Origin of the sequence: Cupriavidus numazuensis (assembly GCF_905397435.1) — a bacterium.
GTDB classification, from domain to species: domain Bacteria; phylum Pseudomonadota; class Gammaproteobacteria; order Burkholderiales; family Burkholderiaceae; genus Cupriavidus; species Cupriavidus numazuensis.
On record NZ_CAJPVI010000001.1, the window covers coordinates 360,715 to 382,439 of the forward strand.

Annotated in this window: 21 protein-coding genes; 13 read left to right on the forward strand and 8 right to left on the reverse strand. The window is 65.8% G+C overall.

Translation table 11 applies throughout. The features are described from left to right. The first annotated feature begins 126 nt into the window (after positions 1-126). Positions 127-2,031 (forward strand): DEAD/DEAH box helicase, encoded by a 1,905-nt coding sequence (locus KHO41_RS01800; RefSeq protein WP_211951580.1) that lies wholly within the window; start codon positions 127-129, stop codon positions 2,029-2,031. An 821-nt stretch (positions 2,032-2,852) separates the two neighbouring features. On the opposite strand, the gene KHO41_RS01805 is transcribed toward KHO41_RS01800, so the two are convergent. Together KHO41_RS01805 and egtD are read right to left on the reverse strand one after the other, a co-directional pair. After that, positions 2,853-4,109, reverse strand: a complete 1,257-nt coding sequence (locus KHO41_RS01805) for an SUMF1/EgtB/PvdO family nonheme iron enzyme (protein ID WP_211951581.1) — start codon at positions 4,107-4,109, stop codon at positions 2,853-2,855. 84 nt (positions 4,110-4,193) lie between these two features. Next, the gene (gene egtD / locus KHO41_RS01810; RefSeq protein ID WP_211951582.1) at positions 4,194-5,309 is read right to left on the reverse strand and encodes an L-histidine N(alpha)-methyltransferase; all 1,116 of its coding nucleotides are present in this window, start codon (positions 5,307-5,309) and stop codon (positions 4,194-4,196) included. 532 nt (positions 5,310-5,841) lie between these two features. Here egtD and KHO41_RS01815 point away from each other — a divergent pair. From KHO41_RS01815 to KHO41_RS01835, 5 genes are all read left to right on the forward strand, one after another. Beyond that, positions 5,842-6,555 (forward strand): TerC family protein, encoded by a 714-nt coding sequence (locus tag KHO41_RS01815; protein WP_211951583.1) that lies wholly within the window; start codon positions 5,842-5,844, stop codon positions 6,553-6,555. Positions 6,556-6,686: 131 nt separating this feature from the next. Beyond that, the gene (locus KHO41_RS01820) at positions 6,687-7,481 is read left to right on the forward strand and encodes a thymidylate synthase (protein WP_211951584.1); all 795 of its coding nucleotides are present in this window, start codon (positions 6,687-6,689) and stop codon (positions 7,479-7,481) included. Beyond that, entirely contained in the window at positions 7,478-7,978 is a 501-nt protein-coding gene (locus KHO41_RS01825) for a dihydrofolate reductase (protein ID WP_211951585.1), read from the forward strand. The genes KHO41_RS01820 and KHO41_RS01825 overlap by 4 nt, the downstream gene beginning before the upstream one ends. 332 nt (positions 7,979-8,310) lie before the next feature. Beyond that, entirely contained in the window at positions 8,311-8,571 is a 261-nt protein-coding gene (locus tag KHO41_RS01830; RefSeq protein ID WP_211951586.1) for a hypothetical protein, read from the forward strand. A gap of 45 nt (positions 8,572-8,616) precedes the next feature. After that, on the forward strand, positions 8,617-8,877 hold the full coding sequence (locus tag KHO41_RS01835; RefSeq protein ID WP_211951587.1) for a hypothetical protein: 261 nt from the start codon (positions 8,617-8,619) through the stop codon (positions 8,875-8,877). A 152-nt stretch (positions 8,878-9,029) separates the two neighbouring features. On the opposite strand, the gene pmbA is transcribed toward KHO41_RS01835, so the two are convergent. Continuing rightward, on the reverse strand, positions 9,030-10,397 hold the full coding sequence (gene pmbA, locus KHO41_RS01840) for a metalloprotease PmbA (protein ID WP_211951588.1): 1,368 nt from the start codon (positions 10,395-10,397) through the stop codon (positions 9,030-9,032). 57 nt (positions 10,398-10,454) lie between these two features. Here pmbA and yjgA point away from each other — a divergent pair, with 57 nt between their 5' ends. Beyond that, the gene (gene yjgA, locus KHO41_RS01845) at positions 10,455-11,057 is read left to right on the forward strand and encodes a ribosome biogenesis factor YjgA (RefSeq protein ID WP_280519684.1); all 603 of its coding nucleotides are present in this window, start codon (positions 10,455-10,457) and stop codon (positions 11,055-11,057) included. Then, positions 11,054-11,692, forward strand: a complete 639-nt coding sequence (gene mog, locus KHO41_RS01850; protein ID WP_211951590.1) for a molybdopterin adenylyltransferase — start codon at positions 11,054-11,056, stop codon at positions 11,690-11,692. Before yjgA ends, mog begins: the two co-directional genes overlap by 4 nt. Before the next feature lie 18 nt (positions 11,693-11,710). Here mog and KHO41_RS01855 read toward each other — a convergent pair whose 3' ends face one another. Beyond that, complete coding sequence (locus KHO41_RS01855; protein ID WP_211951591.1) at positions 11,711-12,592, reverse strand: AEC family transporter; 882 nt, start codon at positions 12,590-12,592, stop codon at positions 11,711-11,713. Positions 12,593-12,676: 84 nt separating this feature from the next. Beyond that, positions 12,677-13,315, reverse strand: a complete 639-nt coding sequence (gene orn, locus KHO41_RS01860; RefSeq protein ID WP_211951592.1) for an oligoribonuclease — start codon at positions 13,313-13,315, stop codon at positions 12,677-12,679. A 195-nt stretch (positions 13,316-13,510) separates the two neighbouring features. On the opposite strand from orn, the gene KHO41_RS01865 reads away from it, so the two are divergent. Genes KHO41_RS01865 through KHO41_RS01875 form a run of 3 tightly spaced genes read left to right on the forward strand, consistent with a single transcriptional unit; the run spans position 13,511 to position 16,080 of the window. Next, positions 13,511-14,758 (forward strand): M48 family metallopeptidase, encoded by a 1,248-nt coding sequence (locus KHO41_RS01865; RefSeq protein WP_211951593.1) that lies wholly within the window; start codon positions 13,511-13,513, stop codon positions 14,756-14,758. Then, positions 14,755-15,726 (forward strand): ribosome small subunit-dependent GTPase A, encoded by a 972-nt coding sequence (gene rsgA / locus KHO41_RS01870; protein WP_211951594.1) that lies wholly within the window; start codon positions 14,755-14,757, stop codon positions 15,724-15,726. Before KHO41_RS01865 ends, rsgA begins: the two co-directional genes overlap by 4 nt. A 42-nt stretch (positions 15,727-15,768) precedes the next feature. After that, a complete protein-coding gene (locus tag KHO41_RS01875; protein ID WP_211951595.1) occupies positions 15,769-16,080 on the forward strand; it encodes a putative signal transducing protein in 312 nt (103 codons plus the stop codon). Positions 16,081-16,087: 7 nt separating this feature from the next. Here KHO41_RS01875 and KHO41_RS01880 read toward each other — a convergent pair whose 3' ends face one another. Further along, entirely contained in the window at positions 16,088-17,083 is a 996-nt protein-coding gene (locus tag KHO41_RS01880; RefSeq protein WP_211951596.1) for a CobD/CbiB family protein, read from the reverse strand. 235 nt (positions 17,084-17,318) lie between these two features. Beyond that, positions 17,319-18,017: a pirin family protein gene (locus KHO41_RS01885; RefSeq protein WP_211951597.1), complete on the reverse strand. Its 699-nt coding sequence runs from the start codon at positions 18,015-18,017 to the stop codon at positions 17,319-17,321. A gap of 151 nt (positions 18,018-18,168) precedes the next feature. On the opposite strand from KHO41_RS01885, the gene KHO41_RS01890 reads away from it, so the two are divergent. Next, on the forward strand, positions 18,169-19,092 hold the full coding sequence (locus KHO41_RS01890) for a LysR family transcriptional regulator (protein ID WP_211951598.1): 924 nt from the start codon (positions 18,169-18,171) through the stop codon (positions 19,090-19,092). 26 nt (positions 19,093-19,118) lie between these two features. Further along, the gene (gene gluQRS / locus KHO41_RS01895; protein WP_211951599.1) at positions 19,119-20,024 is read left to right on the forward strand and encodes a tRNA glutamyl-Q(34) synthetase GluQRS; all 906 of its coding nucleotides are present in this window, start codon (positions 19,119-19,121) and stop codon (positions 20,022-20,024) included. A 38-nt stretch (positions 20,025-20,062) separates the two neighbouring features. Here gluQRS and KHO41_RS01900 read toward each other — a convergent pair whose 3' ends face one another. Then, the gene (locus KHO41_RS01900; protein ID WP_211951600.1) at positions 20,063-21,559 is read right to left on the reverse strand and encodes a DEAD/DEAH box helicase; all 1,497 of its coding nucleotides are present in this window, start codon (positions 21,557-21,559) and stop codon (positions 20,063-20,065) included. Positions 21,560-21,725 lie beyond the last annotated feature (166 nt).

The window sequence follows — 21,725 nt, forward strand, 5'->3', positions numbered from 1 at the left end:
TACTGTCAGCTGAGTCTGTCGTAACGGCCTCACCGATTGGCGCCGAAGCCTTTTTTAAGACTTTGCACTGCGCCCACCCCTATTTTTGCTTTGCCAGGGGTGCCATGCATTTTTGATCCTTACGACATGACCCAGCACGACACTCGTGCGGAGCAAGCTATTGCCTCCGCCACCGACGCTTCGATCACTTCCGCTGTCCAGAGCCCGCTCGACAAGCTCGACGCCATGCTCAACCCCGAGCAAGTGACCGAAACCGTCGCGGCAGAGGAAGTCACCAACGGCTTTGCCACGCTTGGCCTGGATGCGGCCATCCTGCGTGCGCTCTCCGAACTGAACTACAACAACCCGACGCCCGTCCAGGCGCAGGCCATTCCCGCCTTCCTGGCCGGCCGCGACCTGCTGGTGTCGAGCCAGACCGGCTCGGGCAAGACGGCGGCGTTCATGCTGCCGGCTATCCAGCGCATCAGCGAAAAGCCCGCAACGAACCGCCCGACCGAACCGGCCAAGCGCATGAAGGGCAAGCGTCCCCGTCCGTCGCCGGCACAGCCGTCGCTGCTGGTGCTGACGCCGACGCGCGAACTAGCGCTGCAGGTGACCGAAGCCGCTGCCAAGTATGGCCGCAACCTGCGCCGCATCGTTTGCGCGAGCATCCTGGGCGGCATGCCCTACCCCAAGCAGCTGGCCGCGCTGTCCAAGATGCCTGACATCCTGGTCGCCACGCCGGGCCGCCTGCTCGACCATATCTCGGCCGGCCGCATCGACCTGTCCGCGCTGGACATGCTGGTGTTCGACGAAGCCGACCGCATGCTCGACATGGGCTTTGCCGATGACATCGACGCGATCGTCGACGCCACCCCGGCGAGCCGCCAGACGCTGATGTTCTCGGCCACGCTGGACGCACGTATCGCCCAGCTCGCCTCGCGCCAGCTCAAGGATCCGCAGCGCATTGAAATCGCCGCGGCCCGCGCCGACCAGAGCCACATCGAGCAGCGCCTGCACTTCACCGACGACATGTCGCACAAGGAACGCCTGCTGGACCACCTGCTGCGCGATTCGTCGCTCAAGCAGGCCATCGTCTTCACGGCCACCAAGCGCGATGCCGACTCGCTGGCCGAGCGCCTGTCCGACACCGGCTTTGCCGCTGGCGCCCTGCACGGCGACATGACCCAGGGCGCGCGTAACCGCACCCTGACCGCCCTGCGCCGCGGCAACCTGCGCGTGCTGGTCGCGACCGATGTGGCCGCGCGCGGCATCGACGTACCCGACATCACCCACGTGGTGAACTTCGACCTGCCCAAGCAGGCCGAGGACTACGTGCACCGTATCGGCCGTACCGGCCGCGCCGGCCGCTCGGGCGTCGCGATCAACCTGGTGAACCACAACGACACGTTCCAGTGGAAGCGCATCGAGCGCTTCACGAACCAGCGCATCGACGCTTCGGTGATCGAAGGCCTGGAACCGCGCCGCTCGCCCAAGCCGCGTTCGAACTTCGGCGGCAAGCCGGGCGGCCGTGGCAACGGCGGCGGCGGCTACCGTGGCGGTGAGCGCAGCTTCGGCGACCGCAACTTCGGTGACCGCAAGTTCGGCGGCGAAAGCCGTGGTTTCGGTAACCGTGGCAACCAGGAAGGTGGTCGCAGCTTCGCTGATGACAATCGTGGTTTCGGCAACCGCGAAGGCGGTGGCTACCGTGGCGGCGAGCAACGCAGCTTCGGCGACCGCGGCGAGCGCAACTTCGGTGGCGAGCGCAAGTTCGGCGGCGACAACCGCGGCTTCGGCCAGCGCGCCACCCCGGAAGGCGGCCGCAGCTTCGGTGACGACAACCGTGGTTTCGGCAACCGCGAAGGTGGTGGCTACCGTGGCGGCGAGCAACGCAGCTTCGGCGACCGCAGCTTTGGTGATCGCAAGTTCGGCGGCGAAAGCCGTAGCTTCGGTGATCGCGGCGGCCGTGAGGGTGGTCGCAGCTTCGGCAACCGTGAAGGCGGCTTTGGCGGCCAACGTAATGGCAACAGCCGTTCGCGCTTCGAGCGTTAATGCACTTATGGCGCTGCGCGCGCCGTTCGTGTAATGGAGAGCACCCTGCGGGGTGCTCTTTTTTTTTGGTTCTCTGCTGGATTGCGCGGCTGTCGTGCTTGGCGGGCGCCGCTGTTTCGCCGGCGTAGCCGGCGAGTCACTTTTTGTCCGAGCGACAAAAAGTAACCAAAAAGCGCGTCGTTGCCGCTGGCCATCAATTCCACGGCGGCAGGGGTTCAAACGGCTTTGGACGCCTGCCACGGTGGTCAGCCGTTCGACCCTGCTACGCCATGTGAGTCAGAACCTGTGCCTCGCGCGGCACGGCTTTTGGACAATCCCCAAGACGGACTCGGGTACAGCGTTTCAACCAGGTCAGTGGTAGGACGCCTTCGGCTGCGCTGCGCGCACGTCGTCGTCTGGGGGCAAGCGCATCAACGTCGCTGACGCCAGAGGGTCGGCTTTCTTCTCCCTCTCTCTACTCCGCGCATGCAATGGCAGGCATCGTCACCGAGGCGTGGTTCGCCTTGGACCCACGTGCTCAGACTTGGGCTCTGCGCGCAGCGCAGCCGAAGGCGATCACACGATACCGCTCGCAGCGGGGGCCACAGACGCTTGCAGGGCTCGTTCAATCAGCGCTGTAATCCCACTCACGGTGGTGCCCCACGCGGCAGGCAGCGTCACTGACTCTGAAGCCCATACCCGTACAACACCTTCAGCACACTACGATAAAAATTCGCCCCTTTGGGGCAACCAAAACGCGTTTTTGGTTACTTTTGTCGCTCGGACAAAAGTGACTCGCCGGCTACGCCGGCGAAACAGCGGCGCCCGCCAAGTACCACCCTCTACACCGAACAACTCCTAAACCCCACAAACACAAAATCCTCCTCCGGCAGCAAAGCCAGCCTCGCCCGCACATGCCGCTGCCGCGGCGAACTGACGAACGTCGTGCCACGCACCGCCTGATACGTGCCGAAACGCGCCACCAGTTCACTGTCCGATGGCGACGCCGCAAACCCCGCATACGGCTCGTACGGCGACGCCGTCCACTCGCGCAAGCTACCCCACTGCAGCCCACGGTTCTGCAGCGCGGCGAGTTCCCATTCCGCTTCCACCGGCAGGCGCCGCCCTGCCCATGCGCACCAGGCCTGCGCTTCGTACAGCGTGACGTGGCGCACGGCCTCGTCAGGGTTGAGCGTGCGCAGCGTGCCGAATCGCTCGACCATCCATGCGCGCGACTCCGGATGCCGCGACCAGTAGCGCGGCGCGGAGCGCTCCTGCGTCATCAGCCACTGCCGGCCGGCGGTCGACCACCAGGCCGGATGTTCATAGCCACCGTCCTGGACGAACTCGAGGAATTGCGCGTTGCTGACCAGCGCGGCGTCCATTTCGAAGGCCGGCACATAGGTAGGCTGCGGCGGCAGTTCATCGGGCTGCGCGTAGCCGTCCGGATCCGACCAGCCCTGCGTGAAGCGGCCACCGGGAAAATGCAGCGTGCCGGCATGCGCGACCGACACACCGGGTCCCGGCGCAACCGGCGCGGCGGGCGCCACGCCAAGCGCCTGCAGCAACGCGGCCAGGTTTTCGGCCTCCGCATCCTCCTGGAACAGCGCACGGCGAAACGGATAGAGCGTGAGGTCGCCATCGTCGGGCAGCAGGGCCAGGCGGCGCAGCAGGCCGTCGAGCACGTCGGAGGCGTATTGCTTGACCACGGCAACGTCGGGCAGCACGATCTCCCAGCGTTCGTCCGGCCCGATGCGGTCGGGGTCGAACCATTCGTCCGCGCCATCCAGGCGCGACGGGTCGCTGGCCACGGGCACCGGCACGCCGCCACGATCGATCTGCCGCACGCCGCGCAGGCACCACCATTCGGCGTGCCAGGCGATATGCCCCAGCGTCCACAGCGGCGGATTCGCATCGTATTGCCGCGGCACATCCCAGCCCTTGCGCGTCTGGCCGAACACCGCCAGCCAGGCCAGGGTGCGGCTGCGCGCATCGACCAGCGCCTGGGCCAGCCCCTCGCGGGGCAGGCGGCGGGCGTCGGACCAGCCCGCCTGGCCGCCACTGAAGTAGAGATCGGGAAGCATGGAGAAGCCGCTCATCGGGAAACATCCGTTCGGGAAGGACGAAGACGGGCGGCCGCCCGCCATGGCAGCGGCCATTATGACACCACACCAAGACAGGCCTCAGGCGCGCGCGTGGAACACCGCGAACCAGCCCAGTGGATCGGTCCAGTACACCGGATCATCGAAGCCGGCGGCTTCGAGCAGCAAGGCGAAATCGCCGGGACGGTATTTGTAGGAATCTTCGGTATGGATACGCTCGCCCTCGCCGAACCGGCGCTCACCGCCATCCCAATGCACCCTGACCGGCCGGCTCGCCTGCAGATGCATCTGGATCCGCGACGCCTCCCGGTCGAAGCTCGCTACATGGCGCCAGTCGTCGACGTCGAAATCCGTGGCAACGATGCGGTTCACGTTGCGCAGCACGTTGCGGTTGAAGGCAGCAGTGACACCGAGCGGATCGTCATAGGCTGCAACAAGCGTGGCCTCTTCCTTGAGCAGGTCCACGCCGATTAGCACCCCATCGCCACGCCCGGCGGCGCCGCGCAGTCGCTGCAGCAGCGCGAGCGCATCCATGGGCGAGAAATTGCCGATGCTCGAGCCCGGATAGAAGAACAGCCGCCTGCTGCGCCTGACACTGCGCGGCAGGTCAAAGCTCCCGCACAGGTCCGCGCCGAGCCCGAGCATCGGAATGTCCGGGTTCTGCTGCTGCAGGCATGACAGCGTGCCGCGCAGGAACTCCACCGAGATATCGAGCGCCACATACTGCGCCGGCCGCAGGCTGCCGAACAGCCGCGCCGCTTTCTCGCAGTTGCCGGCGCCCAGGTCGATCAGCACGCAGCCACTGCCAGCGCGCGCGGCAATGGCAGGCGCCGCGCTGGCGAAGATCGCCGCCTCGGTGCGTGTCGGGTAGTACTCGGGCAGGTCGGTGATGGCCTCGAACAGGCGCGAGCCGAGCACGTCGTAGAAGAACTTCGGGCTGATGCTTGCATCGGACTGCCGCAGCCCGGCCAGTACCTGCTCGCGCAGTGCGCTGCTGTCTTCGCGGTACTGCTGGATGAACTCCGGTTGCGGCGGGACGTCCTTCGCGGCATGTCCGTTGGACACCGTCACCAGCGAGGGGTGGGAGGCGGCCTCCGCATGGGCGGCGTGAGCATCGTTGGCGTCGTGGGAATCGTGAGCGTTGTGGTGTGAGTTGTTGGAGCGGGAACGGTTAAGCGGGGTCGGGACAGCCGGCATGACGTTTCCTTGTGTGGTCGTGGATCCACTTTTTATTCCCCGAGGCGTACACGTCCCCGCATCGCGTGGGGCCGCGCTGGCTCACGGGATGCGCCGCTGTGCTGTCCGGGACGCATCGGCCGAAAGTCGATGTTCAAGAATAGGTGCCGCACGGCAATTGCGCTTGCTGCATTGCAAGATAGATGCGCAGCTCCATGTGTCGCACACGCAACATACTGCCCCACCCCCGTATCTTCCCCAATGCCGCCACGGCGCAACAATTCGTTTATAATCCGGCCCAACGCGGAAACATTCAGTCCGCGTCCCTTCAAAGGGGAGTAGCTCCGGGGCCATGCCCTTAGCACAATCGTCATTCCGAGACTGACGTCTCCGGTTGTGCTGACACTGGTGCGCAGATCGCGCCAGACGTCGAGCAAGACCTTTGCAACCTGGAATCATGGTTTGCAAAGGCGACCCCCGGTCCCCCGTCTCACTCCACGACTCCAGGCGAACCAAACGCACGTTTGCGGCTATTCGTACTTGAGGAGAGTTCATGGAGTGGTTTACCGATCTGTTCACGATGCAGTTCCTGACGGCACTGCTATCCATCGTCGTCATTGACCTGGTCCTGGCCGGCGACAATGCGATCGTGATCGCGCTGGCGGCGCGCAACCTGCCGTCGCACCTGCAGAAGAAAGCCATTGTCTGGGGCACCGTCGGTGCCGTGGTCGTGCGCTCGGCCATGACGATCGGCGTGGTCTGGCTGCTCAAGATTCCGGGCCTGCTGCTGATCGGTGGTCTCGCGCTGGTGTGGATCGCCTACAAGCTACTGTCCGATGAGGGCGACGGCGACGAGCACGGCTCCGGCGCTTCGACGCTGTGGGGCGCGATGAAGACCATCATCATCGCCGACGCGGTGATGGGCGTGGACAACGTGCTGGCCGTGGCCGGCGCCGCGCACGGCAGCTTCCTGCTGGTGGTGCTGGGCCTGCTGATCAGCATTCCCATCGTGGTGTGGGGCTCGAGCCTGGTGCTCAAGCTGATGGCGCGCTTCCCGGCAATCATCTACATCGGCGCCGGCGTGCTGGCCTTCACGGCCGTGAAGATGATCGTGCACGAGCCGCTGGTCAAGGCGTTCTTCGAAGCCAACCCGGTGGTCAACTGGGGCCTGTACGTGCTGATCATCGGCGGCGTGCTTGGCGGCGGCTACCTGGTGCAGAAGCGCCGCGAGCAACATCAGCAACAGCAACCGGCCGGCAGCCACTAAGGGTTGCCGCCACGCCAGGGCAACTACCCTGGCCGTTGCCGAAGGGCCGCCCGAGGGAGTGGCCCTTCTTGCTTTAAAATGTCCGGTTTGCGGGCCCGCGCCCGCGTCACATTCCACCCTGCCCCGCGCCGATGAAACAGTATCTCGACTTCATGCGCCATGTGTACGAGCATGGCACCGAAAAGGCCGACCGCACCGGCACCGGCACGCGCTCGGTGTTCGGCCACCAGATGCGCTTCGACCTGAGCCAGGGCTTCCCGGTGGTCACCACCAAGAAGCTGCACCTGAAGTCGATCATCCTCGAACTGCTGTGGTTCCTCCAGGGCTCGACCAACGTGCGCTGGCTGCAGGAGAACGGCGTCAGCATCTGGGACGAATGGGCCGACGAGAACGGCGAACTGGGGCCGGTCTATGGCTCCCAGTGGCGTTCGTGGCCGACGCCCGACGGCCGCCATATCGACCAGATCACCGATCTGCTGAACCAGATCCGCGCCAACCCGGATTCGCGCCGCCTGATTGTCTCGGCCTGGAACGTGGCCGACATCCCGCGCATGAAACTGCCGCCGTGCCATGCGTTCTTCCAGTTCTACGTGGCCGACGGGCGCCTGTCGTGCCAGCTGTACCAGCGCAGCGCCGACATCTTCCTCGGCGTGCCTTTCAATATCGCGAGCTACGCGCTGCTGACGCACATGATCGCGCAGCAGACCGGCCTGGACGTCGGCGATTTCATCTGGACCGGCGGCGATTGCCATATCTACAGCAACCACTACGAGCAGGTGCAGACGCAGCTGTCGCGTGAACCGCTGCCGCTGCCGACGCTGAAGATCGTGCGCAAGCCGGACAGCATCTTCGATTACCGCTACGAAGATTTCGAGCTGGTCGGCTACCAGTCGCATCCGGCCATCAAGGCACCGGTGGCCGTATGACGTTGCTGACTCTCGTCGTCGCGCGCGCCCGCAATGGCACCATCGGCCGCAACAACACGCTGCCCTGGCGGTTGCCGGAAGACCTTGCGCATTTCAAGCGGACTACCATGGGTGCGCCGATCATCATGGGTCGGAAGACCTGGGATTCGATTGGCCGGCCTCTGCCTGGGCGGCGCAATATAGTCGTGAGCCGCAACGCGGATCTGAAGCTGGAAGGCGCTGAAGTTGCCATCTCGCTGGAAGATGCGCAAAGGCTCTGCGTAGGCGTCGAACAGGTGTTTCTGATCGGTGGTGCGCAGCTTTATGCCGAGGCGCTGCCCAGTGCGGATCGGCTTGTGGTGACAGAGATCGATGCGGATGTTGAGGGCGATGCGTTCTTCCCCGCCATCGATCCGGCGAAATGGATTGAGACGTCCCGCGAAACGCATCATTCGGAGGCCAATGGCTTTGACTATGCATTCGTGACGTATGATCGGCCGCCTTCCGGGGAAGAGTAAAAAAGCCGACCAGGCGCAACATGAAAGCAGGTGCGATCCGCACCTGCTTTTTTTTCGCCCGTGCCTCCAAGGAGTTTTCGAGCGGTTGGGACACGATGTGTCGCTGGTGCGCGAACAGGCGGCGGCGATATGTTGGCCGCCATCGAACATGGCAGCACCATTCCGCGCTGGTCTCCACCCGGCAGAAAACGTGATTTTCCTTTTGATTTCAGTGACTTGAGACGTCAAAGAAGAAACTGGCCACGCCCTGGCACACCCCATGCGTATATGACTGCGAGCGCAGCAAACGTGCTCCACCAAGCCAACCAGCCAGCAAATCCAAGGAGTCCATCATGTCCCTGATCATCCAGAACCTGCCCGTCGAACAAGACCTTGACCGCGCCAAGATGAGCGCCGTACGCGGCGGCAGCCTGTTCCTGAACGGCGGCGTCAATGCCATCACCGGCGGTGGCGGCGTGTCGTTCGCCAGCCCGAACACGATCGTGGCACCCGTCACGCAAGTCGATGCCTCGACCCGCACCAACGTCGACATGAAGTCGGTCTCCAACATGCTGAACAACGTTGGCGGCATCGTGCAGGCCATGCAGCTCTAAGCCACCCACGACCCCATTCATCCAAAACGATCCCAGGAGACCATCATGTCCTTGACCATCCAGAACCTCCCGCTCGAACAAGACCTCGACAGCGCCAAGATGGGCGCAGTGCGCGGCGGCAGCCTGTTCCTGAACAGCGGTGTCAATGCCATCACCAGCGCCGGCGGCGTGTCGTTCGCCAGCCCGAACACCATCGTGGCGCCGGTCACGCAGGTCGATGCCTCGACCCGCACGAATGTCGACATGAAGAGCGTGATGAACTCGATCAACAATGTAGGGGGCGTTGTCGCGGCCCTGCAGCACTAAGCCGCGAAGCAGGAACGGAGGAAGAGGAGCCGAGAAGCCGGCGCAGTTCGGCGCTCTGCTCCATGCCCGGCCCGGCAGCCGTACGCCGGGTACAAAAAAAGACCGCCCGTTTTCGGGCGGTCTTTCTTTTCACTGGCTTGCGCCGTACGCGATCAGTTGCCGGCGATGGTCATCTGTTCGATCAGGATGGAGCCGGTTTCCTTGGTGCCGCGCACCAGCGAATCCGCGCCGATGGCGACGATCTGGCGGAACATCTCGCCCATGTTGCCGGCGATGGTGATTTCTTCGACCGGATACTGGATCTCGCCGTTCTCGACCCAGTAGCCCGACGCGCCGCGCGAATAATCGCCGGTCACGTAGTTCACCCCCTGCCCCATCAACTCCGTCACCAGCAGGCCGGTGCCGAGCTTCTTCAGCATGCCGCGGAAATCGTCGGCGGCCGTGGTCAGATCGCTCGTGAGCGTCAGGTTGTGCGAGCCGCCTGCGTTGCCCGTGGTCTTCATGCCGAGCTTGCGTGCCGAGTAGGTCGACAGGAAGTAGCCCTCCACCACGCCGTCGCGCACGACATCGCGTTCGCGCGTGCGCACGCCCTCTTCGTCGAACGGCGCGCTGCCCATGGCGCCCGGCACGTGCGGACGCTCGTGGATCTGGATATGCGGGCCGAACACCGCCTTGCCCAGCGTGTCATGCAGGAAGGTGGACTTGCGGTACAGCGCGCCGCCGGAAACCGCCTGCACGAAGGCGCCGAGCAGGCCGGCTGCCAGCGGCGCCTCGAACAGCACGGGGCAGCGGCGCGTAGACAGCTTGCGCGCATTCAGGCGGGCAAGCGCACGTTCGGCGGCATAGCGGCCGATGTCCTCGGGCACGGCCAGCGCCAGCGGCGAACGCTTGGACGAATACCAGTCGTCGCGCTGCATGCCGCCGCCGCTGCCGGCGATCGGCGCGCACGAAATGAAATGGCGCGAGTACGGATAGCCGCCGATGAAACCGCGCGTGGTCGCCAGCACGAATTGCGAATGCTGCGCCGATACGCTGGCGCCATCGCTGTTCTTGATGCGCGGCGATACCGCCAACGCCGAAGCCTCGGCGCGGCGCGCGATGTCGATGGCGCCCTCGGCGTCGACCGTCCACGGATGGAACAGGTCGAGGTCTTGCGGGTTACGCTCCAGCAGCTCTTCCTCGGCCAGGCCGGCGCAATCGTCTTCCGCCGTGAAACGGGCGATGTTGTAGGCCGCCTCGGCCGTGGCGCGCAGCGCGGCCGGCGAGAAATCCGACGTGCTGGCGTTGCCGCGGCGCTTGCCGATCAGGACCGTGACGCCGATCACCTTGTCGCGGTTCTGCTCGATGGTCTCCACCTGCCCCTTGCGCACCGACACCGACAGACCGCTACCCTCGGAGATCTCCGTCGCAGCATCGGTCGCGCCGAGTTCGCGTGCCACACGCAGCACATCGGCGGCCATCTCGCTGAGCTGGGCCTGGGTATGGGTGAAATGCGCGGTCTGTTCGGCGATGGAGTCCATGCTGGGCGGTGTCATCAAAAGTCCAAGCGGGAATCATAGCAAGATAAAATGCAGCCCATGACGCGAAATTCCCGTAATTCCCCCGGCTCTCGCTTTCCTGGCGCCTTTGCGCCGGAACCCGACATGGACGAGCCCAAAAGCAAGTCGCAGAAGAAGCGCGACATGACCGCCCTGCAGGCCCTCGGTGCCGAACTGGAAGCCCTGGCCAAGGACCGCCTGGCGCGCGTGCCGATGCCCGAGGCACTGGCCGACGCCATCCACGAAGCGCGGCGCACCACGAGCCATGAAGGCAAGCGGCGCCAGATGCAATTCGTCGGCAAGGTCATGCGTGGCCTCGAAGACGACGAGGTGGAAGCCATCCGCGCCGCGCTCGAGGGCTTCAAGGGCACCAGCAAGGCCGAGACCGCACGCATGCACCTGATCGAGCGCTGGCGCGAGCTGCTGCTGGCCGACGACGATGCACTCACCCGCTTCCTGGGCGAACACCCCGGCGTGGACGTGCAGACGCTGCGCAACATCATCCGCAGTGCCCGCAGGGAGAAGGAGCAGGCCAAGCCGCCGCGCTACTTCCGCGAGCTGTTCCAGGCCATCAAGACCGCGCTGGAAGCGAAGGACAGTGCGGCCGGCGAACAACCCCCGACCCCGGAGCCCGAGGCATGACGCAGACCACGCAACCGATCGCCCGCAACCACCCCGACGAGCTCGTGGTGGGCTTTGTCTCGATTTCCGACCGCGCGTCGGCCGGCACCTACCAGGACGAAGGCATCCCGGCACTGCGCGAGTGGTTCGGCCGCACGCTGACCTCGCCGTGGCAGGGCGTCGAGCGGTTGATCCCGGACGAGCAGGCGCTGGTCTCGCGCACGTTGATCGACCTGGTCGACGTGGCCGGTTGCGACCTGGTCCTGACCACTGGCGGCACCGGCCCCGCGCGCCGCGACGTCACGCCCGAAGCGACGCTGGCCGTGGCCACCAAGGAAATGCCGGGTTTCGGCGAGCAGATGCGCCAGGTGAGCCTGCACTTCGTGCCGACGGCGATCCTCTCGCGCCAGGTGGCCGTGATCCGCGAAACGCCAAGCCGCGCCGCGCTGATCATCAACCTGCCGGGCCAGCCGCGCGCGATCCGCGAGACGCTGGAAGGCCTGAGCGACGATGCCGGCAAATCGGTGGTGCAGGGAATTTTTGCTGCAGTGCCGTATTGCATCGACCTGATCGGCGGCCCGTATATCGAGACCGACGAAAGCGTGGTCAAGGCCTGGCGGCCGAAGCACGCGATCCGCAGCAAGCCCGCCGCCTGAGCGGCAGCAAAGCGGGGCTCAGCGCAGCCCCAGATATAGCCCCACGGGGACGAAAAGGACGGCGGCGATATTGCCAAGCAGCACGATCGACGCCACCTGGTCCGGCTCCTGCCGGAAATGATCGGCCACCAGGAAGTTCAGCACCGCCGGCGGCAGTGAGGCAAACACAAACAGCAGGCCTCGCTGCAGGTCAGTCATCGGCACCCAGTACGCGAGTGGCAGCGCCACGGCAATGCCCGTGAGCGGACAAGCCACGGCACCCACCAGCCCCATGCCCCAGTTGCGCAGGCTCACGTCCTTCATGCGGACACCTAGCGCGAACAGCATCAGCGGCACCGTGGCATCGCCCAACAGCTTGATCGACTGGTAGACCGGCTCCGGCAGCGCGAACCACGGCCGCGCGAGCGACAGCCCAACGCCGGCCACCGTCGCCAGTACCATCGGGTTCCGAGCGATCTGCGCGATCGAGGCATGGCGGTTGACGATCTTCATGCCGATCGTGAAGTGCATGAGGTTCGACGCCGCGAACAGCGCCACCGCGGGCGCCAGCCCCGCCGGCCCGAAGGCAAAGACCGACAGCGGCAAACCCATGTTGCCGCAGTTGTTGAACATCATCGGCGGCACGAAGGTGCGCGGATCGACGCGCAGTGCGCGCGCCACGACCCACGCGAGCACGCCCGAGCCCAGCACCACGGCAATCGCGCAGGCCAGCAGCACGAGCTGGTCGGCGAGCACGAACTCCTTGCTGACGAAGGCCGACACCACCAGCAGCGGCGCGATCACGTCCAGCGTGGCGCGGTTGATGCCCGCCATGTCGGGATGCGCCTTGCGCCCGTACAGCCACCCCACCAGGATGATCAGGATGACCGGTGTGATGATGGAGACGATGCGGGCAAACATGGGGATGGCGGGACGGAGATCGGGCAGCCTGCGCGCAGCAGGCGGGCGGCGTGACCGGCCGCGGGCCGGTCCGCCGGTTCTTGTTTATTGGGCGGGGGTGTCAGCAGCTGGCGCGGCGGGCGCGTCAGCGGCCGGTGCGGCAGGCGTAGCTGCCGTATGGCGGATAAAGTGCGTGCGGTAGTAGCGCAGTTCCTCGACCGATTCGAGGATATCGGCCAGCGCCGTATGCAGCTGGCGCTTGACGAAGCCCTTGTGGATGGCGGGCTCCCAGCGCTTGCACAGTTCCTTGAGCGTCGACACGTCGAGGTTGCGGTAATGGAAGAACGCCTCCAGCTTGGGCATGTAGCGCGCCATGAAGCGGCGATCCTGGCAGATCGAGTTGCCGCACATGGGCGACTTGCTGGCCGGCACCCAGCGCTTGAGGAAGGCCAGCAGCTCGGCCTCGGCCTGCTCTTCGGTCAGCGTGGAGGCCTTGACCTTGTCGATCAGGCCCGAGCGGCCATGGGTGCCCTTGTTCCAGTTGTCCATGCCGTCGAGCACGGCGTCGGACTGGTGGATCACCAGCACCGGGCCTTCGGCCAGGATGTTGAGTTCGGAATCGGTCACGACGATCGCGATCTCGATGATGCGGTCGCTATCCGGCGACAGGCCGGTCATTTCCATGTCCAACCAGACCAGGTTGTTTTCACTCTTGACGGATTTGGTGGCGGATTGGCTTGTCATGTGGACTGCGGTGTCTGGCTCAATGAAAAAGCGCCGCGGAAGGCCCGCGCGCGCGAACAACTTATAATTCTCGCATATCCGTCCGCCGTGGCAGCGTTCAGCGCACCTGCGCCGTCAATGCGCCGCCTCTGTGGATAACCTGCGCAGCGTCAGCCACATGTGGCCGCCGCTGCCTCCCCGACAAGGCTTTTGCCGATGTTCACGTTCATTTTCCTCGCCGCGCTGGTCGTCATGGTGCTGACCAAACTGTGGCTGGCGGCCCGCCAGGTCCGCTATGTTGGCCTGCACCGCAACGCCGTGCCGCCCCGCTTTGCCGACACCATCGCGCTGTCGTCGCACCAGAAGGCGGCCGACTACACCATCGCCCGCACGCGGCTGTCGATGCTCGAAGTGCTGGCCGGCGCCGCCGTGCTGATCGGCTTCACCATGCTCGGCGGGCTGCAGTGGCTGAACCAGTTCTGGCTCGACATGTTCGGCCCCGGTTACGCGTACGGCGTGGCGCTGATCGCGAGCGTCGCGCTGATCGGCGGGCTGGTGGACCTGCCCTTCTCGCTGTATGGACAGTTCGGCATCGAAGAGCGCTTCGGCTTCAACAAGATGACGCTGCGCCTGTGGCTCGCGGACATGGTCAAGATGCTGCTGGTCGCCTGCGCGCTGGGCCTGCCGCTGCTGCTCGCGGTGCTCTGGCTGATGGACCGCACCGGCAGCCTGTGGTGGGTGTGGACGTGGCTGGTATGGATGGCGTTCAACCTGTTGCTGCTCATCGTGTTCCCGACGTTCATCGCGCCGCTGTTCAACAAGTTCGAGCCGCTCAACGACGAGTCCCTGCGCCAGCGCATCGAGGCTCTCATGAAGAAGTGCGGCTTTGCCAGCAAGGGCCTGTTCGTGATGGATGGCAGCAAGCGCAGCGCGCACGGCAATGCCTATTTCACGGGCTTTGGCGCGGCAAAGCGCATCGTATTCTTCGACACGCTGCTCGCGCGCCTGTCCGGTGACGAGATCGAAGCCGTGCTGGCCCATGAGCTCGGCCACTTCAAGCGCCGCCACGTGGCCAAGCGCATCGCCGTGACCTTCGCGCTGAGCCTGGTGTTCCTGGCGCTGCTCGGCTGGCTGTCGACGCGCACGTGGTTCTATACGGGGCTCGGCGTGGCGCCGAACCTTGGGGTCTCGAACAGCGCGCTGGCGCTGGTGCTGTTCTTCCTGACGCTGCCGGTATTCACGTTCCTGCTGGGGCCGCTGTCGAGCCAATCGTCGCGCCGGCATGAGTTCGAGGCCGACGCCTTTGCCGCCGACCAGACCAACGCTGGCCATCTGGTCTCGGCACTGGTCAAGCTGTACAAGGACAATGCCTCCACGCTGACGCCCGACCCGCTCTACAGCGCCTTCTACTACTCGCACCCGCCCGCCGCGCAGCGGATCGACCGGCTGCTGGCGCACGCATGAGCCGCACCGGACGACACCGCAATGCCGGCGGTAATTCCAGCACAGGCAAAGCCGCCGAAGGCGCCCTGGTCATCGCCGCGCATGGCCGCCACTACGTGGTGGAGCTGGCGGACGGCACGCACATGCACGCGTTTCCGCGCGGCAAGAAGAGCGAGACTGCAGTCGGCGACCATGTCAGCGTCGAACGCACCGCGGTCGACCAGTGCGTGATCACGGCCGCCACCGCGCGCAAGAACCTGCTGTACCGCTCGGACCAGTTCAAGTCCAAGCTGCTCGCGGCCAATATCGACCAGGTCATCATCGTGCTGGCGACCGAACCGGGCTTCTCCGAGGATCTGCTCGGGCGTGCGCTGGTATCGGCCGAGGCCATGGAAATCCGCCCGCTGATCCTGCTCAACAAGACCGACCTGCCCGACCGTCTGGATGAAGCGCGGCGCCGGCTGGCGCTATACCGCGATCTTGGCTACGACACGGTCGAGATGTCCGTGCATGGCGACCCGGCCCATGCGCTGGCCGCGCTGCAGCCGCGCCTGGCGGGGCTGTCGAGCATCCTGATCGGCCAGTCTGGCATGGGCAAGTCGTCGCTGCTGAACCTGCTGATTCCGGGCGTGGAAGCGCAGACGCGCGAGATCTCGGCCAAGCTCGATTCCGGCAAGCACACGACGACGTTCACGCGGCTCTATCACCTGCCGCACGAATGGGGCAACGTCGATGGCCGGCAGGGCTACCTGATCGATTCGCCAGGCTTCCAGGAATTCGGCCTGCACCACCTGAGCGAAGGCATGCTCGAGCGTGCGTTTCCGGAATTCCGCGAACGCCTGACCGAATGCCGCTTCTACAACTGCCACCACATCAACGAGCCGGGCTGCGGCGTGCTGGCGGCGGTGGAGGCCGGCGGCATCTCGGGGCGCCGCCACGAGCTGTACACGCAGCTGCTGCACGAGTCCAGCCAGCAAAAGCCCTGGTAGCCGTGGTAAGGTGGCTGCACCTGCCTTGCCGGTGCGCTGCCGATGAAACTGCTGCTGTCCGCCACCTCGCTTGTCCACGCGGCGCATTGCCGCAACGTGCTGCGGGCTGCAGGCATCCGCGCGGAGTTGCGCAATACGTGGCTTGGAGGTGCGATCGGGGAAATCCCGTTCCGCGAAAGCGCGCCCCAGGTCTGGATTCTTGATGACCACATGGAAGCGCAGGCCTGGGCTGCGTTGAAGGCCGCGACGGAGCCGCCGCCTGGGCCGCTCTGGCAGTGTGGCCACTGCCACGAATGGCACGAGCCGCAATTCGGCGCCTGCTGGCGTTGCGGCACCGCCAGGGACCAGAACTAGACGCCGCTCAGCCGACCCACAGCGCCAGCGACAGCATCGCCAGCAGCAGCATCCACAGCACGACCGCGCGCCACACCAGCCCCACTGCCGACTGCAGCGTGCGCACGTTCGGTTCGAAACCAAACTCGGGCGCCGACGGTTCGGGCCCGCTGTCGTCTTCCATGCCGGGCGCATAGTCGATCGCCGGGCCCGCGGCCATGCTGGTGCGCAGCACGACGCTGGAATCGTCTTCCGGCAGCGGCGTGCCCAGCCGCACGCCCAGCGCCCCGCCGCCGCTAGCGAGCAGGATGCCGTTGACGGCGTCGTTCCACTTGCGCGCATGGTTGCGCCACGCGTACACGGCATCCTCGAAATTGCCGACGATGGCAAAGCCGATCGCCGTCAGGCGCGAGGGCACCCAGTCGAGCAGGTAAAAGGCGCGCGCGGCAAAGCGGCCCAGCGCGGGGCTGCGCTCGGCCGACGGCTGGTTCCACTGGCGACTCAGGAATTCGGCCGCGCGGTACAGCACCACGCCACCGGGGCCGATCGGCACCAGGAACCAGAAGAACACGCCGAACACGTGGCGATGCACGGCCACGATCGCGGCTTCGAGCGTGTGGCGCACGATTTCGGTCACCGGCATCTCGATGGTGTCGATGCCGGTCCATTCATGCAGCAGCGCGCGCGCGGCGAGCAGGTCGTCGCGGTTCAGGGCCTCGTGGATATCCGTGAAATAGTGGCTGAACTGGCGAAAACCCAGCGTCATGTAGAGCACCAGCACGTTCCATGCAAGCGTGAGGGCGATGCTGATCGACGCGAGCAGGTAGTGCACCACCATCACGGCAAGCGTGAGCGGCAACACCACCGTGAGCCAGGCCAGCGCCGCGTCGCGCGGGCGGCCAGTATCGAACGCGTGCTCGGCGCGGTCACCGAGCGCGCGCACGATCTCGTGGATCGGGTTGTTGCGGCCCAGGGCGCGGAACTGCTCAGCGATCAGCGCCAGGAGAACAGATACAAAGGTCATCTCGATGCTGGGTGACGAATGGCCCGCTAACGCACGGGCCGGGTAACGGGGGCGGCAACCAGCGGGCGATGTGCCGGGCCGGTCGCAAATACATAGCAAGAAGATAGCACAGCGGTACTTGCCGGACGACCGCACCGCGGCAAAAGACAAAAGACAGAAAGCCCGCCGGCACACGCCGGCGGGCTTTCATCACGCGATGGCGCGGCAGCTGCTGCCGCGCGCGGTCGCCCTTGGATCAGGACAGGTCAAACACCAGCACTTCAGCGTCTTCCCCCTGCGTCAGCGCTACGGCATCCACGGACTCCAGCTTGGCCGCATCGCCGGCCTCCAGCGGCTTGCCATTGACCACGACCCGGCCGCGCGCCACGTGCACATAGGCACGGCGTCCCGGTGCCAGCGCCAGCGTGGCGGACTCGTCACCGTCGAACAGGCCGGCATACAGGCGCACGTCCTGATGCACCAGGACCGAACCGTCGGCGCCGTCGGGACTTGCCACCAGGCGCAGCCGGCCACGCTTGTCGGCCGCCTCGAAGCGCTTTTCCTCGTAGCCGGGTTCGATCCCGGTGCGGTCCGGCATGATCCAGATCTGCAGGAAGTGCGTGGTGTCGTGCGCGGCATGGTTGTACTCCGAATGCCGCACGCCGGTACCAGCGCTCATGCGCTGCACATCGCCCGGGCGGATCACGCTGCCGTTGCCCATGCTGTCCTTGTGCGCCAGCTCGCCTTCCAGCACATAGCTGATGATTTCCATGTCGCGATGGCCATGGGTGCCGAAACCCATGCCCGGTGCGACGCGGTCCTCATTGATCACGCGCAGCGGCCCGAACTGGACGTGCTGGGGATCGTAGTAGTCGGCAAAGGAGAACGAGTGATACGACTTCAGCCAGCCATGATCTGCGTAACCGCGCTCTTCAGACTTTCTGATTTCAATCATTTTGATGGCCCTCCTTGTGGCCCTGGCTTACCAGTACCGAGCGGCATAGTGCCGTGGGACTTGGCATTTGCTTACGATGCTAGGAAGTTTAGGCGCAGTGGCGTATATTGAACGGCATCGCCTTAGAAGCACTCATTCAGAATTTCTGAATATGCCACTCTCCCTCGAATCCCTCGAAGTCCTGGACGCCATCGAGCGCAAGGGAAGCTTTGCCGCCGCCGCCCACGAGATGGGCAAAGTGCCGTCGGCACTGACCTACGTCGTACGCAAGCTCGAAGAGGACCTGGACGTCCTGCTGTTCGACCGGCGTCGGCACCGCGCCGAACTCACGCCGGCCGGCCGTGCACTGCTCGACGAAGGCCGCCACCTGCTGCACGCCGCGGACGACCTGGCGCGCCGCGTGAAGCGCCTGGCCACCGGCTGGGAAGCCACACTGACCATCGTGGTCGACGACCTGATCAATTTCCGCGCGCTGCTACCGGTCGTTCAGGACTTCTACGCCGAGAACACGGCCACGCGCCTGCGCTTCGCCAAGGAAGTGCTCGGCGGCTCGTGGGACGCGCTGGTCAGCAACCGTGCCGACCTGGTGATCGGCGGCGCCTATGACGCCCCAAGCACGCAGGGCTTCCAGATCCGGGCGCTGGGCAGCATGCCGTTTGTCTTTGCCGTGGCCGCGCATCACCCGCTCGCGACCGAAGAGGGGCCGCTGACCACCATCCAGATCGCCAGGCACCGGATCGTCGCCGTGGGCGACACCTCGCGCAACCTGCCCGCGCGAACGCACGGCGTGCTGGCCGGCCAGGACGTGCTGGTCGTGCCGACCATGCGCGACAAGCTCGAAGCGCAGATCCGCGGCCTCGGCTGTGGCTGGCTGCCAGCGCCCATGGCGCAGCCCCACATCGAAAGCGGCGTGCTGCAGGCCCGCGAAACCGTCGAGGTGCGCGCGCCCGGCAACTTCAAGGTGGCCTGGCGCACCAGCAATCGCGGCAAGGCGCTGCAATGGTGGGCCGACAAGCTCGAAGATCCCCGGCTCGCGCAAGCGCTGCTGCTGCAGCAACCCGAACTGGGCGGCTGAGACGGGACTGAGCGGGAAATATGCGCATGGCAGTATCCGCCGGCGGCTACCGCGGCCGCTTTGCCCCCTCGCCGACCGGCCCGCTGCATATGGGTTCGCTGGTGACCGCGCTGGCCACGTGGCTGGATGCGCGTGCGCATGGCGGCCAATGGCTGGTACGGATCGAGGACATCGACTATCCGCGCTGCGTGCGCGATGCCGACATCGACATCCTGCAGACGCTGGAACGGCTGGGACTGGTGCCTGACGAGCCGCCTGTGTGGCAAAGCCGGCGAGAGGCGCTGTACGCCGACGCGCTGCACCGTCTGGACGCGGCAGGCCAGCTCTACCCGTGCGGCTGCTCGCGCAAGGAGATTGCCGATTCGCTGCTGCATGTGCGCGAACGGCACCAGACGCTAGGCTATCCGGGTACATGCCGCCACGGGCTCAACGGCAAATTGCCGCGCGCGTGGCGCGTGCGCGTGCCGGACGGTCCGGCCGCCACCGTCTGCTTCGACGACCGCTGGCAGGGCCGGCAATGCCAGGACCTGGAAACGGAAGTGGGCGACTTCGTGCTGCGCCGCGCCGACGGGTTGTGGGCGTACCAACTCGCCGTGGTGGTCGACGATGGCCTGCAGGGCATCACGCATATCGTGCGCGGCGCCGACCTGCTCGACTCCACTCCGCGCCAGATTCACCTGCAACACCTGCTCGGATTGCCGACGCCCAGCTACCTGCATGTGCCCGTAGTGGTCAACGCCGTCGGCGAAAAGCTGAGCAAGCAGAGCGGCGCGCAGGCGATCGACACCAGCGCGCCGCTCGATGCGCTGCGCGCGGCCGGGGATCACCTCGGGCTACGGAATGACGGGAACAACGTGAAGACGTGGCTCGAACGAGCCACCGGGGACTGGCTGCAGCGCCTGGCGACGCTGCCGGCCGCGGCCGGGCGCTGATTCACAGCCCGGCTTCACGGCACGCCACTAAGGGACGATCAGGACTTGCGCGGCGCTCCGCCGAGCAATGCGGCAACCGGCCGCTTGGGCGCCTGGCGGCCACGCGACAGGGCCGCGGCGATCATTTCGTCGGCGGGCTTGGCCGAGGCGCTGTTCGGGCTGGGCTCGTACGGACGCGAGAAGAACGGGTCGTCCGACGGGCGGAACGCGGAGCGCGAGCCCCCATGGTCATGGCGGCGACGGCGATCTTCACCTTCTCCATCACCATTGCCGCCGCGTGCACGGCGCACGTCGGCGCGCTGGCGCCGACGATCGGAGTCTTCCTGGCGGGCCTTCTCGCCGGTCGGATCAAAACCTTCCAGCGTACCGCGCGGCACGCTGCGCTTGATCAGCTTCTCGATATCGGTCAGCAGGCGCTCGTCGCCGGGCACGAAGATCGACAGCGCGTCGCCGCTGGCGCCGGCGCGGCCGGTACGGCCGATGCGGTGCACGTAGTCTTCGGCGCTGAACGGCAGGTCGAAATTGATCACGCACGGCATGTCGGCGATATCGAGGCCGCGTGCGGCCACGTCAGTCGCGACGAGTGCGTCGATGTTGCCGCTCTTGAAGCCTTCCAGCGTCTGCATGCGCTCGGTCTGCGTCTTGTCGCCGTGGATCGCGGCAGCATTGATGCCTTCGCGTTCCAGGTGGCGCGCCAGGCGCGAGCAACCGATCTTGCTGTTGACGAACACGATGCACTGTTTCGACAGGCCCTGCTCGGCGCGCTGGCGCAGCAGGTGCACCACGGCAGCCTGCTTGTGGCCGTCTTCCACCTGGTACACCATCTGGCGCACGTTTTCGTTGGCGGAGTTGCTGCGCGCCACTTCGATCGTGACCGGCTGCTTCAGGTAGCTGGCGGCCAGGCGCTTGATCTCGGGCGAGAACGTGGCCGAGAACAGCAGCGTCTGGCGTTGCGCCGGCAGCAGGTTGATGATGCGCTGCAGGTCGGGCAGGAAGCCCATGTCGAGCATGCGGTCGGCCTCGTCCAGCACCAGCATCTGCACCTGCGACAGGTTCACCGACTTCTGCTGCACGTGATCGAGCAGGCGGCCCGGCGTGGCCACCAGGATTTCCACGCCGCGGCGCAGGGCGTCGGTCTGCGGGTTCATGTCCACGCCGCCGAACACCACCGTGCTGCGCAGGTCGGTGTGCTTGGCGTAGCGGGCGACGTTGTCGTAGACCTGGTCGGCCAGTTCGCGCGTGGGCGTGAGCATCAGCGCACGCACCGGGTGCCGCGCCGGCGAAGCGCTGGCGTTGGCCATCGGCAACAGGCGCTGGATGATCGGCAGCGCGAAACCGGCGGTCTTGCCGGTGCCGGTCTGTGCCGCGCCCATCACATCCTTGCCAAGCAGCACCACCGGAATGGCCTGCGCCTGGATCGGCGTGGGCTTGGTGTAGCCTTGTTCGGACAGCGCGCGCAGGATGCGCGCATCCAGGCCGAAGCTCTCGAACGTCTGTTCGGCTGCGTTCTGGTCAGGTAGGGTCGTAGTTGTCATGGTATCGGGGTGTGGCGGGAGGCGAACCCGGCACAAACGGATACGCGTCTGGAACTCATCTCGCCTTGCTGGAGGCCGGATCCGGGGCGGATCCTGGCACGGCAATGCCTTTGACGGCATTTGCCCAAGCGAATCAAAGACTTAGATTTTAGCACCTCTGCCGCTG

Bases quoted from the DNA above. Each gene is read 5' to 3' on its own strand.
- KHO41_RS01800 (WP_211951580.1), top strand. From the start codon at position 127: ATGACCCAGCACGACACTCGTGCGGAGCAAGCTATTGCCTCCGCCACC.
- KHO41_RS01805 (WP_211951581.1), bottom strand. From the start codon at position 4,109: ATGAGCGGCTTCTCCATGCTTCCCGATCTCTACTTCAGTGGCGGCCAG.
- egtD (WP_211951582.1), bottom strand. From the start codon at position 5,309: ATGCCGGCTGTCCCGACCCCGCTTAACCGTTCCCGCTCCAACAACTCA.
- KHO41_RS01815 (WP_211951583.1), top strand. From the start codon at position 5,842: ATGGAGTGGTTTACCGATCTGTTCACGATGCAGTTCCTGACGGCACTG.
- KHO41_RS01820 (WP_211951584.1), top strand. From the start codon at position 6,687: ATGAAACAGTATCTCGACTTCATGCGCCATGTGTACGAGCATGGCACC.
- KHO41_RS01825 (WP_211951585.1), top strand. From the start codon at position 7,478: ATGACGTTGCTGACTCTCGTCGTCGCGCGCGCCCGCAATGGCACCATC.
- KHO41_RS01830 (WP_211951586.1), top strand. From the start codon at position 8,311: ATGTCCCTGATCATCCAGAACCTGCCCGTCGAACAAGACCTTGACCGC.
- KHO41_RS01835 (WP_211951587.1), top strand. From the start codon at position 8,617: ATGTCCTTGACCATCCAGAACCTCCCGCTCGAACAAGACCTCGACAGC.
- pmbA (WP_211951588.1), bottom strand. From the start codon at position 10,397: ATGGACTCCATCGCCGAACAGACCGCGCATTTCACCCATACCCAGGCC.
- yjgA (WP_280519684.1), top strand. From the start codon at position 10,455: ATGACGCGAAATTCCCGTAATTCCCCCGGCTCTCGCTTTCCTGGCGCC.
- mog (WP_211951590.1), top strand. From the start codon at position 11,054: ATGACGCAGACCACGCAACCGATCGCCCGCAACCACCCCGACGAGCTC.
- KHO41_RS01855 (WP_211951591.1), bottom strand. From the start codon at position 12,592: ATGTTTGCCCGCATCGTCTCCATCATCACACCGGTCATCCTGATCATC.
- orn (WP_211951592.1), bottom strand. From the start codon at position 13,315: ATGACAAGCCAATCCGCCACCAAATCCGTCAAGAGTGAAAACAACCTG.
- KHO41_RS01865 (WP_211951593.1), top strand. From the start codon at position 13,511: ATGTTCACGTTCATTTTCCTCGCCGCGCTGGTCGTCATGGTGCTGACC.
- rsgA (WP_211951594.1), top strand. From the start codon at position 14,755: ATGAGCCGCACCGGACGACACCGCAATGCCGGCGGTAATTCCAGCACA.
- KHO41_RS01875 (WP_211951595.1), top strand. From the start codon at position 15,769: ATGAAACTGCTGCTGTCCGCCACCTCGCTTGTCCACGCGGCGCATTGC.
- KHO41_RS01880 (WP_211951596.1), bottom strand. From the start codon at position 17,083: ATGACCTTTGTATCTGTTCTCCTGGCGCTGATCGCTGAGCAGTTCCGC.
- KHO41_RS01885 (WP_211951597.1), bottom strand. From the start codon at position 18,017: ATGATTGAAATCAGAAAGTCTGAAGAGCGCGGTTACGCAGATCATGGC.
- KHO41_RS01890 (WP_211951598.1), top strand. From the start codon at position 18,169: ATGCCACTCTCCCTCGAATCCCTCGAAGTCCTGGACGCCATCGAGCGC.
- gluQRS (WP_211951599.1), top strand. From the start codon at position 19,119: ATGGCAGTATCCGCCGGCGGCTACCGCGGCCGCTTTGCCCCCTCGCCG.
- KHO41_RS01900 (WP_211951600.1), bottom strand. From the start codon at position 21,559: ATGACAACTACGACCCTACCTGACCAGAACGCAGCCGAACAGACGTTC.